The sequence below is a fragment of the Serratia quinivorans genome, assembly GCF_946227985.1.
Lineage (GTDB): Bacteria > Pseudomonadota > Gammaproteobacteria > Enterobacterales > Enterobacteriaceae > Serratia > Serratia quinivorans_A.
Genome location: NZ_CAMKGL010000007.1, coordinates 1 through 13,815 on the forward strand (window position 1 = coordinate 1; position 13,815 = coordinate 13,815).

A 13,815-nucleotide genomic window follows, 5' to 3' on the forward strand; every position below is an offset into this window, starting at 1 on the left:
CCGTCTGAATTTGCGGCGGCCTGGAGAAAGGGTAATTCTGATAGTGAAGGATCCGACATTACTAAGTGAGCGTTGTATCTAATCCTGGGGGCAGGTCACAGGATATGCGCCAACATTTTTATTCCGTGGAAACGCTGGCGAAGTTTGTTTCTGCACAGCGTAGCAAATAAGGGGTTTTCATGGATAAGCAAGAAATTTACCTGCAAATTAAGACGTTGCTGGTCAAACTGTTTGAGCTTGATGCCGATGACATCAAGCCAGAATCCCGCCTGTACGAAGAGCTGGATCTGGACAGTATTGACGCGGTGGATCTGGTGGTGCACCTGCAAAAAACAACCGGCAAGAAGATCAAACCGGAAATGTTCAAGTCGGTGCGCACCGTGCAAGACGTAGTTGATGCCATTGATGAGTTGCTTAAGTCAGACAGCTAAGGCCGCTGCGTTAAGGTGAAAACGTCCCCTTGGATAAACCCGATGTTGCGGCTGTTGCAGGCCGTAACCTGGCTGGTGTTGCTGCTTTACCCGCTGGCGGTCTGGGTGGGTTTGGCGCGTTGGGGTACCACCGTTCTGGCACCGCTGTTGGTGACGGTCTTTACCTTACGCCTGATACTGCTGCGCGGTAAACTTCGTCAGCAAATGTGGTTGGGCAAGGCCTTGGCTATGGTCGGCATCTTGTTGGCGCTTGCCAGTTGGGCGCTGAAGCAGAGTCATTGGCTGCTGTATTACCCGGTCTTGGTTAACGCATTACTGCTGTTGCTGTTTGCATATTCGCTGTTTACGCCACCCACTGTGGTGGAGCGATTGGCGCGTATAACCGAACCACAGCTGGATGCCGCTGGCGTGGCTTATACTCGCAAGGTGACTCAGGTCTGGTGCGGGTTCTTTATTGTTAACGGTGCGATAGCTCTGGCAACCTGTCTGTCCGGGGATATCACACTCTGGACGCTGTATAACGGCGGCATCAGCTACCTGCTGATGGGGGCATTAATGGGTATTGAATGGATAGTCAGGAAAAGGGTCAGACGCGCCTGAGTTTGCCGATGAGCCAATGGCTCAGCGTGGAGCGTGATGATGGGATGCTTATTGCCTGGCGTGGGGCTCAGGCATTCTGTCTCGGTCAATTTCGCCGTGATGTTGCCGTATTGGTCGCACAACTGGCAGGTAGGGAAGAGCAGCGTTGGGCGCTGTGTTTTGATGATAGCTATCGTTTTGCCGTTGCGTTGTTGGCCTCTTTGTATGCCAACAGGGTGCCGGTAATTTTTGGTCATCAGCGCGAAGCTATCCTCAAAGAGCAGCGGGCAGACTTCGACGCACTGCTCACTGATTTACCCCTCAATCTTGAGGTACCGATTTTGCCGGTACCAGAAGCGGGCAGTACGGAGATAGCACTGCCCGCTTGGCCTCAAGACCCACGGTTTATCCTTTATACTTCTGGTTCGACCGGCCAACCACAGGCAGTGACCAAGTCCGTTGCCTGCATGGATCGTGAAAGCGAGCTGTTGGCCGCAAGCTGGAAAGATGTCTTTCAGGGTTGCAGCGTCATCGCGTCGGTCTCTCATCAGCATATGTATGGCCTGAGCTTTCGCTTGTTCCTGCCACTGGCGTTTGGCCTGCCGTTCGATGCGCAGTTAACGCAGTATCACGAGCAGTTGATTGCCCGTCACCAGGGGCGGCGTTTGGTGTTTGTCAGCAGCCCAGCCTGGCTTAAGCGTTTGGATAACCGTTTGGCACTGGCTGAGTGCGTTGAGGTATTTTCCGCCGGCGGTCCGCTATCTTACGCGGAGGCTAATCTGTCGCAGCAAACATTGGGCGTATTGCCGCTGGAAATTTACGGCACAACGGAAACCGGCACGCTGGCATGGCGCAAGCAAGTTCGAGAGGCCTCCCTGTGGCGATTGTTTGCCGGAGTGACGTTAACGGTAAATCCAGATAACAGCATGAATGTTGCATCGCCACTGATACCCGATACCGGTGAACTTACTCTAAGCGATATTATTCAGCTCGCGCCGGATGGTCGGCAATTTCAGTTAAACGGTCGGGCTGACCGCATTATCAAGCTGGAAGAAAAACGTCTGTCGCTGACCGAAGTTGAGCGTCGGCTGGTTTCCCTGCCGGAGGTCGCCGATGCTGCCGTGTTAACACAGCAGCGAACAGGGCGTACGGTATTGGTCGCGGCGATAGTATTGTCGCCCTATGGCGAAAGCCGTCGACAAGAATTGTCAGAAGGGCCGTTAACCCGCGAACTGCATCAGGCGTTGCGGGGCTGGCTGGAACCGGTGGCCCTGCCGCGCCGTTGGCGTATTATCGATGCTATCCCTCTGAATCCGCAGGGCAAGCGCGCCTATGCTGAATTACAGGAGCTGTTTTTATGATGCAACCTGAGGTGCTGCAACAGCAGGTGAGCGATGCTACCCATGCCAGCCTGCTACTGCGCTTGCCTGCCGAACTGTTTTGGTTTCGCGGTCATTTTCCTGAGCATCCGATCCTGCCGGGGGTCACACAGCTGAATTGGGTGATGCAGTATGCCCGTCAATTGCTGGCTATCGAGGCCGGGTTCAAAGGGATCGAGGTGGTGAAGTTTCAACAGCCCTTGCTGCCGGAGCAAAGCGTGTTATTGCAGCTTGAGTGGCAGCCGGCGCGGCATAAACTGTTGTTTAGCTACCGTGTGGGCGAGGCGATCGCCAGCAGCGGCAAGATCTCATTATGTCAGTGAAGGCACCCTTTACTCCCTGCATTGTTATTCCCTGTTTCAATCACGGACAGATGATGGCCGCAGTGCTGACCAGGTTAGCTGATTATGGCCTGCCATGCCTGATAGTGGACGATGGCAGCGATGTTAGCACCGCCGAAGAGCTACAGCGCCTGGCTGCTGACCGGCCATGGGTCAGGTTGATGCGGTTGGATAAAAACCAGGGGAAAGGAGCGGCGGTGATCGCCGGCCTGCAACTGGCGCAACGGCAGGGTTACAGCCACGCTTTACAGGTGGATGCCGACGGCCAACATGAACTGAGTGATATACAGGCAATGATTGACGAAGCCCGCGTTCATCCGGATTGTCTGATTTCCGGTCGCCCCATTTACGACAGCTCCGTGCCAAAAGCACGCCTGTATGGCCGCTATGTCACCCATGTCTGGGTGTGGATAGAAACCCTGTCGCTGTCGCTGAAAGACAGTATGTGCGGTTTCCGCGTGTATCCGGTGGTGCCGACGTTGGCATTAACAACGCGCCATCAGCTCGGCAAACGGATGGACTTCGATACCGAAGTGATGGTCAGACTGTACTGGCAGGGCGTACCCAGCCGTTTTCTGCCGACGCGCGTGATCTATCCGGCTGACGGTGTTTCTCATTTTGATGCACTGCGCGATAACCTGCGCATTTCCTGGATGCATACCCGTTTGTTCTTCGGCATGTTGCCGCGTATTCCTCGTCTGCTGCGCCAACGCCGACGTGCTGCCAGTTCACAACACTGGTCGGCAACCCAGGAACGCCATGGCCTGTGGGGCATCCGGCTGATGTTACAAGTCTACCGACTGTTTGGCCGCCGGGTATTTCAATTATTGTTGTATCCGGTGATCGGTTATTTCTGGCTGACCGGGCGCAGTCAGCGTGAGGCCTCACGCGACTATCTGCAGCGCCTGCGGCAATTCGCCGAGCAGCGGCAGCAGCCACTGCCTGCACCGCTCAACAGCTTCAGTCACTTTATGAGATTTGGTGATGCGATGCTCGACAAGCTGGCGAGCTGGCGAGGAGAACTGAATGACATTCGGTTGGTGGATCGCACGGGCTGTGAGCGGCAGATAGCGTCCGGCAAAGGCACGCTGATACTGGCTTCACACCTGGGGGATATCGAGTCTTGCCGCGCACTGGGCGAGTTGGATTCTGGCGTAAAGGTGAATGCCCTGGTGTTTACCGAGCATGCCGAACGCTTCAATCAGGTGATGAAAGAGGTGAATCCGCGTGCCAATCTGAACCTGATCCAGGTGACGTCGCTGGGACCAGAAACTGCCATGCGCCTGCAAGATAAATTGGATGCCGGTGAATGGGTGGCGATCGTCGGCGATCGTACCTCGGCCGGCAAGCATCAGCGGGGTGAGCAACCGCGCGTAGTGTGGAGTCGCTTCCTTGGCCAACCGGCGCCCTTTCCGCAGGGGCCATTTGTCCTGGCCGCAGCCCTGCGTTGTCCGATATTTCTGATGTTCGGCCTCAAGCAGCAGGGGCGCCTTAACGTTTATTTCGAGCCGTTTGCCGATCCGCTGTTATTACCTCGTCAGCAGCGCCAGCAGGCGTTGCAAGATGCGGTGGACAGTTATGCCGCGCGGCTGGAGCATTATTGCCTGTTGGCACCGCTCGACTGGTTTAATTTTTTCGATTTCTGGCAGTTGGCGGCACCGCCGTCAGTGCAACAGAGGCCTGAGACATGAAGCTAAAAGACGATCCGCGATTTTCCGTCAGCATTGAAATCGCTATCCCTTTCCATGATACCGATGCCATGGGCGTGGTATGGCACGGCAACTACTTCCGTTATTTCGAAGTCGCGCGTGAAGCGCTACTCAAACAGTTTAATTACGGTTATCGGCAGATGCAGGATTCGGGCTATGTCTGGCCGATCGTGGATACGCGAGTGAAATACATTGCGCCAGTGCTGTTTGAACAACGCATCATCGTCTGTGCCGAGCTGGAAGAGTATGAAAACCGCCTGCGTATTGGTTACCGAATCCTCGATGCGGATAGCGGCAAACTCACTACTCGCGGTCATACCATTCAGGTCGCGGTGGATGCCGACAGCAAAGAAATGTGCTTTGCCTCGCCGCAGGTGCTGTTGGACAACATTGAGGGGGCGAAATGAAGTACGGGTTATTGTTTCTTATCACCTTTTTCAGCCTGAGCGTCCAGGCGGTCACGCTGCCGGAACTGCAACAGCGCTTTAGCCAACAGCCGGTACTGCGCGCTGAGTTTGAACAGCAGCGCAGCATCAGCGGTATGACGAAACCCTTGAAGTCCAGCGGTGAGCTGCTGATTTCACAGCAAAAAGGGCTGTGGTGGGCACAACAGAAACCCTTCCCGCTGACCCTGCTGCTGGATGATAAGCGTATGGTGCAAACTCTGGCCGGCCAGCCGCCGCAGGTAGTGACGGCAGAAAATAATCCGCAGATGTTCCAGTTCAACCACTTGCTGACCGCATTATTCCACGCCGACAGTCAGGCACTGGAGCAAAACTTTGCTTTGCAGTTCAGCGATTTGGGTAATAAGCAATGGCGACTGGTGCTGACGCCAAAAACCACGCCGCTCGACAAGCTGTTCAGGCGCATCACCCTCAACGGCGGGGATTTCCTGGAAACCATTGATATCGATGATATGCAAAGTGACGCTACCCATATCCGCTTTTTTAACCAGCGTACGGCACCACAGACGCTGACCACCGAGGAGCAACAGCGTTTTGCGTCCTGAGCTGCACCGGCGGCTGGCGTTTGGCTGGCTGGCGATTTGCCTGCTGTTGTTGGCGGCACTGTGTTGGCTGTTGCCTCGCAGCCAGATCAACAGCAGCGTTTTGGCGTTACTACCGAAGCAGCAACTGGTGGGCGTGCCGGATGAATTGGCCGAAGGTTTCAGTCGTCGGCTCGACCGGCAACTGATGTGGTTGGTCAGCCCGCCGCCGGGTGCGGACAACGCCGCGGTGAGCTGGTGGTGGCAGCAATTGCGCCAGATGCCTGAACTACAGCAGGTAGGCGGGCCTATGGATGCGCAGCGCCAGCAGCAGTGGGGGCGTTTTTTCTATCAGCACCGCAATGTGCTGCTCGATGACACCACCCGGCAGCGTTTGCAGCAGGGCGCGGACGCGCAAAGCCAGTGGATCCTCGGGCAACTCTATTCTGCCTTCGCTGGGGTTAGCGGCAAGGAGCTGGCTAACGATCCGCTGATGCTGGTGCGTGCCTCGCAGTTGGCTCAGCAGCAAAACGGTGGCTTGCTGAGCCTGTCCAATGGCTGGCTGGTGGCGCGCGATGCGCAGGGCCGCAGTTGGTATCTGCTGCACGCCGAATTAAGTGCCTCTTCTTACGACATCAGCAGTGCCCGACGCACGGTGGACAAACTGGGCGCGTTGCAACAGCAACTGCAGCAGCGCTGGCCGGGGGCAGAGGTACTCAACCGCGGTACGCTGTTTTACAGCAACTATGCCAGCCAACAGGCCGAGCGAGATATTTCGACTATTGGCCTGGCGTCGGTAGTTGGCGTGTTCTTATTGGTGTTGTTGATGTTCCGTTCGCCATTGCCACTGCTGTTGTGCGGGTTATCCGTGGGGATAGGGGCCTTGGCAGGCACCGTCGCCACGCTATTGGCTTTTGGCGAAATACATTTGATGACGCTGGTGTTGAGCATCAGCATTGTCGGCATTTCGGCCGATTACACGCTCTATTTCCTGACCGAACGTATGGTGCACGGTGACCAATCAACGCCGCTGGCCAGCTTGCAGAAGCTGTTGCCCGCGTTGTCGATGGCCATGCTGACCACCGTGGTTGCCTATCTGGCGCTATTAATTGCTCCTTTCCCGGGCCTGCAACAGTTAGCGGTATTTGCCGCTGCCGGGCTAAGCGCCGCCTGTATCACCGTAATTTGTTGGTACCCAGGTTTGTCGCGCCGGCTGCCGGTGCGTCCGGCACCGGGCCTGCGGCTGATCCTGGCCTGGCTGCACGCCTGGCGTCATCGGCGCTTGCTGCGCTACGGGTTGCCCACGGCGGTATTGTTACTGGTGGTGGGCGGTTTCAGCCAGTTGAAGGTTGACGACGATATTGGCCAATTGCAGGCTTTACCCGCGGCGTTGCAACAACAGGAACAACGTATCGCGGCTTTGACCGGGCAGCATAACGATCAGAAATGGTTGGTGGTGTACGGCGAAAATGCCGAACAGTTGTTGCAACGTATCGAACTATTGCAGCCCAGGCTGGCACAGGCAAAACGGCAGGGCGTGCTGGCGGATTATCGTCTGTTACCTCTGCCTTCGCTTCAGCGTCAGCAGCAGAACGTCGCTCTGTTGCAGCGGGTGGCACCGCAGGTGATGGCGCAATTACAACAGGCGGATCTGGCCCTGAAAGCTCCCGATTTAACCCCGGAATGGGTGCAACCGGATCAGTGGCTGGGCAGCGTGGTTAGTGAGGGGTGGCGGCTACTGTGGTTATCTCTGCCGGATGGGCGCAGTGCGGCGCTGGTACCGGTCAACGGCGTGCAGAACAGCGCGGCGATGCAGGCCCTGGCCGAACAGGTACCGGGCACGGGTTGGATCGACCGTAAAACCGAGTTCAGTGAGCTTTTTGGCCAGTACCGGCTGTATCTTTCCTATTTGCTGATGCTGTCGGTGGCGGCGATCGCACTGATTTATCTGTGGCGTTTTGGCCTGCGTCACGGCCTGCGCTGCATGGTGCCGACTCTGCTGTCGCTGGGCAGCGGCATCGCGGTATTGGCGTTGAGCGGGCATACGCTGAACCTGTTCTCGCTGTTGGCACTGGTGCTGGTATTGGGGATCGGCATTAACTATACGCTGTTCTTTACCAATCCCCGGGGCACGCCGACCACCTCGATGTTTGCCATCTTTATGGCGGTATTCACCACCCAACTGACCTTTGGCATGTTGGTGCTGAGTCATACTCAGGCCATCAGCAGTTTTGGTATCGTATTGAGCAGCGGTATCGCCGTGGCCTTTCTGTTGGCGCCACTGACGTTAGCAACCAGAAGAAAAAGAGGAAAAGCCTGATGTGCGGCTTACGAATGACGTTGTTAATACTGGCCACCCTGCTGGCCGGCTGTGCCGGTTCGCAGAAACAAACCCTGCCTCAGGCGTGGCTGAAACCCGGTACGCGGGTGACATTACCGGCTCCGACGCTGGCGCAACCTTTCAGTCAGCAGCAACTGTTGACCGCCGAAGTGAAAGGGCAGCAGCATTCGATGCTGGTGTTGCTCAACGCCGACGGCCAGCGCCTGCAACTGGTTGGCATGTCACCGCTCGGTATCCGGTTATTCAACCTGACTTACGATCGCCAGGGGATCCATACCGAACAGTTGATCAAAGTGGGTGAATTGCCCCCTGCCAATCAGGTGTTGGCCGACATTATGCTGAGTTACTGGCCGTTGGCAGACTGGCAGCCTTTGTTGCCCGCCGGATGGCGGCTTGAGGATCGGTCGCAGGTACGGCGGCTGTTTGACGATCGCGGGACGATCATTAGCGAAATCCATTACCAGCAGGTCGACGGCCGGCGCGAACCTCAGTCGATTGCCCAATCCGCCTTCCACTACCGCATCGTTATTCAGAATCTGGGGAGCGAATAATGGTTTACTTCTCTGCCGTAGGGATGGTGAATGCGCTGGGCAACAGCCTGTCGCAGATCGCGGAAAATCTGGCGCTTGGCGTGTCGCCCGGCATGCAGCAGCAGACGCAGTGGCTGCTGGGCGGGGAACCTTCCTGGTTCGGTAACGTACAGGGCGAACTGCCCGTCATTCCCGAACCTCTCAAACGGCATAACTCGCGCAATAACCGCCTGCTGTTGGCTGCGCTGGCGCAGATCGACACGCCAGTGCGTGCCGCCATCGCCCGCTACGGTGCGGATCGCGTTGCGGTGATTATGGGTACCAGCACCTCCGGTATTCATGAAGGAGAGCTGGCGTTGCAGCAGTATCAGGCGGGACAGTGGCCACAGGGCTATGACTATCGGCAGCAGGAGCTGGGCGATCCGGGCTTGTTCCTTAGCGCTTTTCTCGCGACCCGTGGTCCGGCCTATACCCTGTCTACGGCCTGTTCTTCCAGCGCGCGGGCCATCATCAGCGGTAAACGGCTGATCGACGCCGGGCTGGTGGATGCGGCGATTGTCGGTGGTGCCGACAGCCTGTGCCAAATGCCCATTAACGGGTTCAACAGCCTGGAGTCACTGTCCGCACAACGTTGCACGCCATTTGCGACGGGGCGCAGTGGCATTAATATCGGCGAGGCAGCGGCGTTGATGCTGTTAACGCGGGAACCAGCAGCGGTAGCGCTGTTGGGCGTTGGCGAATCATCCGATGCCTGGCATATGTCAGCACCGCATCCCGCCGGTGAGGGCGCCGAACGGGCCATCAGCATGGCGTTGCGGCAGGCCGGTCTCAATGCCGGACAAATTGGTTATATTAATCTGCACGGCACGGCTACGCGGCTGAACGATCAGGTTGAAGCGCAGGTAATCAATCGTCTGTTTGGCACCGAGACGCCCTGCAGTTCTACCAAACATCTCACTGGCCACACGCTGGGCGCGGCCGGTGCGGTCGAGGCGGCGTTGAGTTGGCTATTGCTGACTCAGCCGTTGCCGCTGCCGCAGCAAGATTTCAGCCACGTGCCGCGCGATGCCGAACTGGCACCGATCGGTCTGGTTTGCCAGCCACAATTGCTGGGGCAGCGTGCGATTTTGTCCAATTCGTTTGCCTTTGGCGGTAACAATGCTTGTCTGCTGCTGGGGGACGCCCGATGAATCGTTATCATGCTGCCGAATATTACCTGCCCCATGCAGCTCCAATGGTGCTGCTGGAGCAGGTGCTTGAAGTAGGGGAAGAACATGCCCGATGCGCCGTCACGGTTAGTCGCGACGGCGTGCTGGCGCCCTTTCTTGATGCACAAGACGCCCTTCCAGGCTGGTATGGCATTGAGCTGATGGCGCAGGCGATCGGGGTCTGGAGCGGCTGGCATGCTTGTCAGAGCGCTCAGCTACCGCAGCTTGGCATGCTGCTGGGCGGACGCGCGATTCACTGTGATCTACCGACTTTTCCTGCTGGCAGTAAACTGTTGGTTAGTGTGCAGCAACTGTTGAAAGATGAAAAACTGGCCAGTTTTGAGTGTGAAATCAGTATCGATAATGTGCGCATCGCGCAGGGCAGGCTGAACACTTATCAGCCTGATCAACAAGAAATCATTCAATTGACGACCTTAAGGGGAGACGCATGATGCGTTCCGTTTTAGTCACCGGTGCCAGTAAAGGGATCGGCCAGGCTATTGCCTGCCGCCTGGCTGCCGATGGCTTTTTGATAGCCGTTCATTACCACAGCGATAAGACCGGGGCCGAACACACACTGCAGCAGATTGTCAGCGCCGGCGGGCAAGGGCGACTGATTCAGTTTGATATCAGCCATCGTAGCCAGTGTCGTGAGGTACTGGAGCAGGATATTGCCACCCACGGCGCCTATTATGGCGTGGTGAACAATGCCGGTATTACCCGTGATGGTGCTTTCCCTGCGCTGAGCGAAGACGACTGGGATGGCGTGATCCATACCAATCTCGACAGCTTCTACAACGTACTGCACCCCTGCGTGATGCCGATGATTGGCCTGCGTAAGGGCGGGCGGATCGTCGCGTTGTCATCGGTTTCCGGCGTGATGGGCAACCGTGGGCAGGTCAACTACAGTGCGGCCAAGGCCGGAGTGATCGGTGCCTGCAAGGCGCTGGCGATTGAGCTGGCGAAACGCAAAATCACCGTTAACTGTATCGCCCCTGGGCTGATTGACACCGGCATGATCGACATGGAGCAGGCGGCGCTGGATGAAGCGATGCGTGTTATCCCGCTCAAACGTATGGGTTCGGCGGAAGAGGTGGCCGGGCTGGCCAGCTATTTGATGTCGGATATCGCCGGCTATGTGACGCGGCAGGTCATTTCCATTAATGGAGGAATGGTATGACACAACGAGTGGTAGTGACCGGCATGGCAGGCGTGACCGCGTTTGGCAATAGCTGGGCAGAGGTGTCCAGCCGCTTGCAGCAGGGCAAGAATGCGGTGCGTTATATGCCGCAGTGGGAAGAGTATCAGGGGCTGAATACCCACCTTGGCGCGCCGGTAGAGAATTTTGTGTTGCCGGATCACTATACCCGCAAGCGCATTCGTTCGATGGGGCGGGTTTCACTGTTGGCCACCCGCGCGACCGAACTGGCACTTGAGCAGTCTGGGTTGCTGGGGGAGGCGGTATTGATCAATGGTGAGACCGGTATCGCTTACGGTTCATCGACCGGTAGTACCAAGCCGGTCAGCGAGTTCGCCACCATGTTAACCGAGAAGCACACCGGCAATATTACCGGCACCACCTATGTACAAATGATGCCTCATACCGCGGCGGTGAACACTGGCTTGTTCTTCGGTCTGCGCGGCCGGGTGATCCCGACCTCCAGCGCCTGCACCTCGGGCAGTCAGGCAATCGGCTACGCTTACGAGAGCATTCGTCACGGGTATCAGACCGTGATGGTGGCGGGCGGTGCCGAAGAGCTGTGCCCTTCAGAGGCGGCGGTGTTCGACACGCTGTTTGCCACCAGCCAGCAGAACGATCACCCGGAGCTTTCGCCACGTCCGTTTGACGGTCAACGTGACGGACTGGTGATAGGCGAAGGAGCCGGGACGCTGATCCTGGAATCACTCGAGCATGCGCTGGCGCGTGGTGCCACCATTTATGGCGAGATTATCAGCTTCGCCACCAACTGCGATGCGGCACATATTACCCAGCCGCAGCAGGAAACCATGCAAATCTGCATGCAGCAGGCACTGAAGGCCTCCGGGCTGGCGAGCAGCGATATCGGTTATATTAGTGCCCATGGCACGGCGACCGATCGGGGTGATATCGCAGAAAGTCAGGCAACGGCAGCGATCTTCGGCAATAGCACACCGATTTCGTCATTGAAAAGTTATTTTGGTCATACGCTGGGGGCCTGCGGCGCACTGGAGGCCTGGATGGCGCTGGAAATGATGCGTGAAGGCCGCTTTGCGCCGACCATTAACCTCAGTGAGCCGGACAGCGCCTGTGGAGATCTGGACTACATCATGGGCGGCTATCGCCAGATCGAGACCGAGTTTGTGCAATCGAACAATTTCGCGTTTGGCGGCATCAATACCTCACTGATCCTGCGCCGCTGGGCGTAATTTTGCGTTGCCGGGGTGCTCGCCCCGGCAATTGTTGCCGTTTAATCAAAAGTCTTATGCACAATAGGGCGTTTTTGATCAACAAAACAGTTGCCATAATCCTCTCATATCGCTTCAACATCCCAATGAGAGAATAAAATTATGAGCATCCCTGCATTTGGTTTAGGTACCTTCCGTCTTCAGGAACAGGTTGTCATCGACTCGGTCAGCACGGCGCTGGAACTGGGGTATCGCGCCATTGATACTGCACAGATCTACGAGAATGAAGCTGCGGTGGGCCAGGCGATCGCTGCCAGCGGCGTGCCACGTGACGAGCTGTTCATCACCACCAAAATCTGGATTGCCAATCTGTCGAAGGGCAAGCTGATCCCAAGCCTGCGGGAGAGCCTGAGCAAACTGCAAACCAGCTATGTTGACCTGACTCTGATCCACTGGCCTTCGCCGAATGACGAGGTCTCGGTGGCCGAGTTTATGACCGAGCTGGCGGAAGCCAAAAAACTGGGCCTGACCCGCCAGATTGGGGTGTCCAATTTCACTTTGGATCTGATGCAACAGGCGATTGATACCGTGGGTAGCGACCAGATAGCCACTAACCAGATCGAGCTGTCGCCGTATCTGCAGAACCGAAAAGTGGTGGCGTTTGCCCAGCAGCACGGTATTGCCATCACTTCCTACATGACGCTGGCCTATGGTCAGGCACTGCAGGATGAGGCCATCAAGGCCATCGCGGCACGCCGCCATGCTACTCCGGCGCAGGTTATCCTGGCCTGGGCGTTGCAACTGGGTTACGCGGTGATCCCATCATCAACCAAGCGTGAAAATCTGGCGAGCAACCTGTTGGCTCAGCAGTTGACGCTGACCGCTGATGAAATGGCAGAGATCGCCAGGTTGGAAAACAATGGCCGTTTGGTCAGCCCGGAAGGTTTGGCTCCCAACTGGGACTGATTCTTCGCAGGTGACACATCGGGGCGCCCACAGGGGCGCCTTTTTTATTACGCCAATCGCTCACTGATAAAATCGATAAAGCTGCGCAGGCGGTTGCTGACCGCACTGTCGCTGTAATATACCGCGTTAACGGGCATTGCTACCGGCAGGGTTTCTTTAACCAAAATCGGTACCAGATCGCCGCGTTTGATATCTGCATCAATCATAAAATTCGACAGGCAGGCAATACCATTGCCGTGCAGACACAGATGACGCTGGGTTTCCCCACTGTTGGTGGTCAGGCTCGGAGTAATTTCCAACTGGCGGCCATCAGTACAGGCCAGCGGCCAGCGGTTGAGGCTAGGCAAATCGTTAAAACCAATACAGCTATGTTGTGCCAGTTCCTCGACCGAGCCCGGTGTGCCGTACTGTGCCAAATAGGCGGGGGAGGCCAGGACACGCCGGTAACTGGTCATCAGCTTGCGCGCCTTGAGGCTGGAGTCGGTCAATTCGCCGACGCGAATGGCGATATCCACCTTACGCTCAATCAGATTGATAAAGTTCTCCGATGACACCAGCGACAAAGACATTTCCGGATAGAGCGCCCGGAACTCCGCCACCAGCGGGGTCAGTACGTGCAGCACTACCGGGGTGGCGGCATCGACGCGTAGTAGTCCCTGAGGACGCTGACGGCTCTCCATCAGCGCATTCTCTGCCGCAGCCATATCACTCAGTACCTTCTGCACCTGACGGAAATAGTTTTCCCCTTCCTGCGTCAGACTGATCTGGCGCGTAGTGCGGTTGAGTAACGTTACGCCCAGCTTGGCTTCCAGCTTCTTGACCGTGCGGCTGACCACCGAATTGGCCTGATCAAGTTGTTCTGCCGCCCGGCTGAAGCTGCCGCTTTCCACCACGGTGACAAAGGTAATTAACTCATCAGAGTTCGCTTTCACTATTGCTCCTTTGGCAAAATTAATTTGAT

15 protein-coding genes and 1 pseudogene are annotated in these 13,815 nt (G+C 56.8%); 15 read left to right on the forward strand and 1 reads right to left on the reverse strand.

From position 1 onward, the window contains the following. Positions 1-95: 95 nt before the first annotated feature. The 15 genes and pseudogenes from OCH02_RS25445 to dkgB form a co-directional block, all read left to right on the forward strand. A pseudogene (locus tag OCH02_RS25445) lies at positions 96-170 on the forward strand (acyl carrier protein); the annotation flags it as partial. A 9-nt stretch (positions 171-179) separates the two neighbouring features. Beyond that, positions 180-431 carry an acyl carrier protein gene (locus OCH02_RS17125; protein ID WP_261432206.1) on the forward strand — a complete coding sequence of 84 codons (252 nt, stop codon included), beginning with the start codon at positions 180-182 and terminating at the stop codon, positions 429-431. 42 nt (positions 432-473) lie between these two features. Next, positions 474-1,031, forward strand: coding sequence for a hypothetical protein (locus OCH02_RS17130; RefSeq protein WP_261432399.1), 558 nt, complete (start codon positions 474-476; stop codon positions 1,029-1,031). Next, the gene (locus tag OCH02_RS17135) at positions 998-2,371 is read left to right on the forward strand and encodes an AMP-binding protein (protein ID WP_261432207.1); all 1,374 of its coding nucleotides are present in this window, start codon (positions 998-1,000) and stop codon (positions 2,369-2,371) included. The genes OCH02_RS17130 and OCH02_RS17135 overlap by 34 nt, the downstream gene beginning before the upstream one ends. Next, positions 2,368-2,712, forward strand: a complete 345-nt coding sequence (locus tag OCH02_RS17140) for a 3-hydroxyacyl-ACP dehydratase FabZ family protein (RefSeq protein ID WP_261432209.1) — start codon at positions 2,368-2,370, stop codon at positions 2,710-2,712. The genes OCH02_RS17135 and OCH02_RS17140 overlap by 4 nt, the downstream gene beginning before the upstream one ends. Beyond that, positions 2,703-4,421, forward strand: a complete 1,719-nt coding sequence (locus tag OCH02_RS17145) for a glycosyltransferase family 2 protein (protein WP_261432211.1) — start codon at positions 2,703-2,705, stop codon at positions 4,419-4,421. The genes OCH02_RS17140 and OCH02_RS17145 overlap by 10 nt, the downstream gene beginning before the upstream one ends. Continuing rightward, positions 4,418-4,846: an acyl-CoA thioesterase gene (locus OCH02_RS17150; protein WP_261432213.1), complete on the forward strand. Its 429-nt coding sequence runs from the start codon at positions 4,418-4,420 to the stop codon at positions 4,844-4,846. The genes OCH02_RS17145 and OCH02_RS17150 overlap by 4 nt, the downstream gene beginning before the upstream one ends. Continuing rightward, positions 4,843-5,448: a LolA family protein gene (locus tag OCH02_RS17155; protein ID WP_261432215.1), complete on the forward strand. Its 606-nt coding sequence runs from the start codon at positions 4,843-4,845 to the stop codon at positions 5,446-5,448. The genes OCH02_RS17150 and OCH02_RS17155 overlap by 4 nt, the downstream gene beginning before the upstream one ends. Next, positions 5,438-7,744 (forward strand): MMPL family transporter, encoded by a 2,307-nt coding sequence (locus OCH02_RS17160; protein ID WP_261432216.1) that lies wholly within the window; start codon positions 5,438-5,440, stop codon positions 7,742-7,744. The genes OCH02_RS17155 and OCH02_RS17160 overlap by 11 nt, the downstream gene beginning before the upstream one ends. Continuing rightward, positions 7,744-8,316, forward strand: coding sequence for a DUF3261 domain-containing protein (locus OCH02_RS17165; RefSeq protein WP_261432217.1), 573 nt, complete (start codon positions 7,744-7,746; stop codon positions 8,314-8,316). Before OCH02_RS17160 ends, OCH02_RS17165 begins: the two co-directional genes overlap by 1 nt. Further along, the gene (locus tag OCH02_RS17170; RefSeq protein ID WP_261432219.1) at positions 8,316-9,485 is read left to right on the forward strand and encodes a beta-ketoacyl-[acyl-carrier-protein] synthase family protein; all 1,170 of its coding nucleotides are present in this window, start codon (positions 8,316-8,318) and stop codon (positions 9,483-9,485) included. The genes OCH02_RS17165 and OCH02_RS17170 overlap by 1 nt, the downstream gene beginning before the upstream one ends. Continuing rightward, positions 9,482-9,955 carry a hotdog family protein gene (locus OCH02_RS17175; RefSeq protein ID WP_261432221.1) on the forward strand — a complete coding sequence of 158 codons (474 nt, stop codon included), beginning with the start codon at positions 9,482-9,484 and terminating at the stop codon, positions 9,953-9,955. Before OCH02_RS17170 ends, OCH02_RS17175 begins: the two co-directional genes overlap by 4 nt. Beyond that, positions 9,952-10,683: a 3-ketoacyl-ACP reductase FabG2 gene (locus OCH02_RS17180; protein ID WP_261432222.1), complete on the forward strand. Its 732-nt coding sequence runs from the start codon at positions 9,952-9,954 to the stop codon at positions 10,681-10,683. Before OCH02_RS17175 ends, OCH02_RS17180 begins: the two co-directional genes overlap by 4 nt. Beyond that, positions 10,680-11,909 carry a beta-ketoacyl-ACP synthase gene (locus OCH02_RS17185; RefSeq protein WP_261432223.1) on the forward strand — a complete coding sequence of 410 codons (1,230 nt, stop codon included), beginning with the start codon at positions 10,680-10,682 and terminating at the stop codon, positions 11,907-11,909. The genes OCH02_RS17180 and OCH02_RS17185 overlap by 4 nt, the downstream gene beginning before the upstream one ends. Before the next feature lie 141 nt (positions 11,910-12,050). Then, positions 12,051-12,854: a 2,5-didehydrogluconate reductase DkgB gene (gene dkgB / locus OCH02_RS17190; RefSeq protein WP_261432224.1), complete on the forward strand. Its 804-nt coding sequence runs from the start codon at positions 12,051-12,053 to the stop codon at positions 12,852-12,854. A gap of 47 nt (positions 12,855-12,901) precedes the next feature. Here the strand turns inward: dkgB and yafC are convergent, their stop codons facing one another. Then, positions 12,902-13,786 (reverse strand): DNA-binding transcriptional regulator YafC, encoded by an 885-nt coding sequence (yafC, locus tag OCH02_RS17195; protein ID WP_261432225.1) that lies wholly within the window; start codon positions 13,784-13,786, stop codon positions 12,902-12,904. Positions 13,787-13,815 lie beyond the last annotated feature (29 nt).

What these genes read in the sequence shown, in the direction of transcription:
- OCH02_RS17125 (WP_261432206.1), top strand. Translation starts at nt 180, where the DNA reads ATGGATAAGCAAGAAATTTACCTGCAAATTAAGACGTTGCTGGTCAAA.
- OCH02_RS17145 (WP_261432211.1), top strand. Translation starts at nt 2,703, where the DNA reads ATGTCAGTGAAGGCACCCTTTACTCCCTGCATTGTTATTCCCTGTTTC.
- OCH02_RS17150 (WP_261432213.1), top strand. Translation starts at nt 4,418, where the DNA reads ATGAAGCTAAAAGACGATCCGCGATTTTCCGTCAGCATTGAAATCGCT.
- OCH02_RS17140 (WP_261432209.1), top strand. Translation starts at nt 2,368, where the DNA reads ATGATGCAACCTGAGGTGCTGCAACAGCAGGTGAGCGATGCTACCCAT.
- OCH02_RS17180 (WP_261432222.1), top strand. Translation starts at nt 9,952, where the DNA reads ATGATGCGTTCCGTTTTAGTCACCGGTGCCAGTAAAGGGATCGGCCAG.
- OCH02_RS17170 (WP_261432219.1), top strand. Translation starts at nt 8,316, where the DNA reads ATGGTTTACTTCTCTGCCGTAGGGATGGTGAATGCGCTGGGCAACAGC.
- OCH02_RS17185 (WP_261432223.1), top strand. Translation starts at nt 10,680, where the DNA reads ATGACACAACGAGTGGTAGTGACCGGCATGGCAGGCGTGACCGCGTTT.
- OCH02_RS17175 (WP_261432221.1), top strand. Translation starts at nt 9,482, where the DNA reads ATGAATCGTTATCATGCTGCCGAATATTACCTGCCCCATGCAGCTCCA.
- OCH02_RS17165 (WP_261432217.1), top strand. Translation starts at nt 7,744, where the DNA reads ATGTGCGGCTTACGAATGACGTTGTTAATACTGGCCACCCTGCTGGCC.
- OCH02_RS17130 (WP_261432399.1), top strand. Translation starts at nt 474, where the DNA reads ATGTTGCGGCTGTTGCAGGCCGTAACCTGGCTGGTGTTGCTGCTTTAC.
- OCH02_RS17135 (WP_261432207.1), top strand. Translation starts at nt 998, where the DNA reads ATGGATAGTCAGGAAAAGGGTCAGACGCGCCTGAGTTTGCCGATGAGC.
- OCH02_RS17155 (WP_261432215.1), top strand. Translation starts at nt 4,843, where the DNA reads ATGAAGTACGGGTTATTGTTTCTTATCACCTTTTTCAGCCTGAGCGTC.
- dkgB (WP_261432224.1), top strand. Translation starts at nt 12,051, where the DNA reads ATGAGCATCCCTGCATTTGGTTTAGGTACCTTCCGTCTTCAGGAACAG.